Consider the following 1,146-nt stretch of genomic DNA (forward strand, 5'->3'; position numbering starts at 1 on the left):
CTAAGTACAGGACAAAAAGCGAAGAGAGTGGCGAAACTCGCAGTCAAATTGTGTAAAATTAAAGAACAGACGGCGCAAATAATCAAAGCCACAGCGAAAAATGCTTTTGGCTTTACGCCCATGCTTTTTGATGGTAATCGGTTGGCATTGAGACAGCCACTGACCAGTGCGAAAAGCCCAACACAAAGCAATAGTGAGTAAAGCGACTAAACGACTCAAACGCTCAGAATCTAGTAAATGAGTATCTTCGAGGTTGAAACCACGACTCTTAAAAATGCCAAACAAAGTTTCGATACCCCAGCTTCGGAGCATAATCACTCAGTAGATCGGGAGGGCTTTTTGGAGGAGCAACCACCACCAGTAAAGAATTATCTTCGAGACGAAGAGCTTCCACATCCACCCAATGACCCCACAAACAGCGACTGGTTTTGAGTCTCTGAGATTGACCAATCTGAAGATGGGCAAAAACGACACGAGCTGACAAGGTGGTGTGACCATCTCCCAAGCTATCGCTGTGGCGAATCCGAATCCTGAAAGGCATCATTGGTTGTGAAAGCAAGTATTGTAACCACTGGTTTCCCAGAAATTCTCGGTCAGCAGCAAGATAGGCAATTTGATGTTGACAAAACAGTTCTATAAACTCCTCCGATAATTCTATACGTTCACCAGTGTCGGAGTTTCCTTTCTTGTCGAGCATCCACCACAACAGTGGAAATGCTACCCCCTGATGAACAATGCCCAAGGTGAGAATATTGAAGATTTTGTGACCAAATTGCCACTGTGTCCGGTCTAAGCTTAACACCCAAGGTTCAGGAATCTCCATCATCGAGACGATTAACTTAGCCACAGCATAGTAGTCTAGCTCAAAGTCTCGGAAAAATCTTTGTAGTCGCTTGTAGTTAGATGATGTTTTTGCTGTGCCCATAAACCCGGTGGCTAGTTGTGTGAAGTTTACGGTAAGAGCTCGAAATAGAGCAATCAGAAACAGTGCCAGGAAGCTTAGTCGCGCTCCATGCCATTTCAGATCAGGTTTCAATGTTTGCACCAGCAAGTTAACCTGGTTCATGAGGGTTTCGTTGAAAGTTGTTGTTTTTTCCATGAAACCCTTTTCCTGTCTATCTTTTCAACTTTTTGTCCTGTACTTAG

Annotated in this window: 1 pseudogene; it reads right to left on the reverse strand. The window is 44.1% G+C overall.

Annotation, left to right across the window (positions count from 1 at the left end):
* Positions 1 to 1,066: pseudogene (locus F6K37_RS43645) on the reverse strand (IS4 family transposase).
* Positions 1,067 to 1,146: the final 80 nt, after the last annotated feature.

Source organism: Moorena sp. SIO4E2, from assembly GCF_010671945.1.
GTDB classification, from domain to species: domain Bacteria; phylum Cyanobacteriota; class Cyanobacteriia; order Cyanobacteriales; family Coleofasciculaceae; genus Moorena; species Moorena producens.